1 tRNA gene and 2 rRNA genes are annotated in these 1195 nt (G+C 54.9%); all 3 read left to right on the top strand.

The features are described from left to right. Positions 1-713, top strand: a 23S ribosomal RNA gene (locus tag Q0802_RS24640); the annotation flags it as partial. A 180-nt stretch (positions 714-893) separates the two neighbouring features. After that, a 5S ribosomal RNA gene (gene rrf / locus Q0802_RS24645) occupies positions 894-1008 on the top strand. A gap of 82 nt (positions 1009-1090) precedes the next feature. Then, positions 1091-1167 (top strand) — tRNA-Met (locus Q0802_RS24650). Positions 1168-1195 lie beyond the last annotated feature (28 nt).

The following is a 1195-nucleotide window of genomic DNA, read 5'->3' on the forward strand; positions in this document are numbered from 1 at the left end:
CCACCCTTGTTCTGCTTGATGTCTAACCGCGGTCCGTTATCCGGATCCGGGACCCTGTGTGGTGGGTAGTTTGACTGGGGCGGTCGCCTCCTAAAGCGTAACGGAGGCGCGCGAAGGTTGGCTCAGAGCGGTCGGAAATCGCTCGTTGAGTGCAATGGCAGAAGCCAGCCTGACTGCGAGACTGACAAGTCGAGCAGAGTCGAAAGACGGCCATAGTGATCCGGTGGTCCCAAGTGGGAGGGCCATCGCTCAACGGATAAAAGGTACGCCGGGGATAACAGGCTGATACTGCCCAAGAGTCCATATCGACGGCAGTGTTTGGCACCTCGATGTCGGCTCATCTCATCCTGGGGCTGGAGCAGGTCCCAAGGGTACGGCTGTTCGCCGTTTAAAGAGGTACGTGAGCTGGGTTTAGAACGTCGTGAGACAGTTCGGTCCCTATCTTCCGTGGGTGTAGGATACTTGAGAGGAGTTGCCCCTAGTACGAGAGGACCGGGGTGAACGATCCACTGGTGGACCTGTTGTTGCGCCAGCAGCAGTGCAGGGTAGCTATGATCGGAAAGGATAACCGCTGAAGGCATCTAAGCGGGAAGCCCCCCTCAAAACAAGGTATCCCTGAGGGCCGAGGTAGACCACCTCGTCGATAGGCCAGAGATGTAAGCACAGCAATGTGTTCAGTTGACTGGTACTAATTGCCCGATAGGCTTGATTTGATCCAGTAGAAGAGAGATTTTCTAGGATAATCAAAAGCATACACAGCACATTAGAGTGCATGACTTGGACAAGTTGTTCCTTAAATGGACAAGGGGCGGGAACGCGCATCTTCGATACGCTGCCTCCCGCTCGTTGTGTTTTGCTTTTGGGCAAAACGACAACGTAGAGGTTTTTCTTGGTTTGGTGGTCATAGCGCGAGCAAAACACCTGGTCCCATCCCGAACCCAGCCGTTAAGTGCCGTAGCGCCGATGGTACTGCGTCTTAAGACGTGGGAGAGTAGGTCACCGCCAAACCTAGTAAAGCCTCTGCAAACGTATCTCTCTTTCGATGTTCCGGCCTCAAGTAGCGTTCCACGCGGTAGGCCGCACAAAGTGTCGCGGGATGGAGCAGCCCGGTAGCTCGTCAGGCTCATAACCTGAAGGTCGTAGGTTCAAATCCTACTCCCGCAACCAACTTAACTTCCGAAGCCTCCGCGTCCCG

The organism is uncultured Roseobacter sp., assembly GCF_947495275.1.
GTDB lineage: Bacteria > Pseudomonadota > Alphaproteobacteria > Rhodobacterales > Rhodobacteraceae > Roseobacter.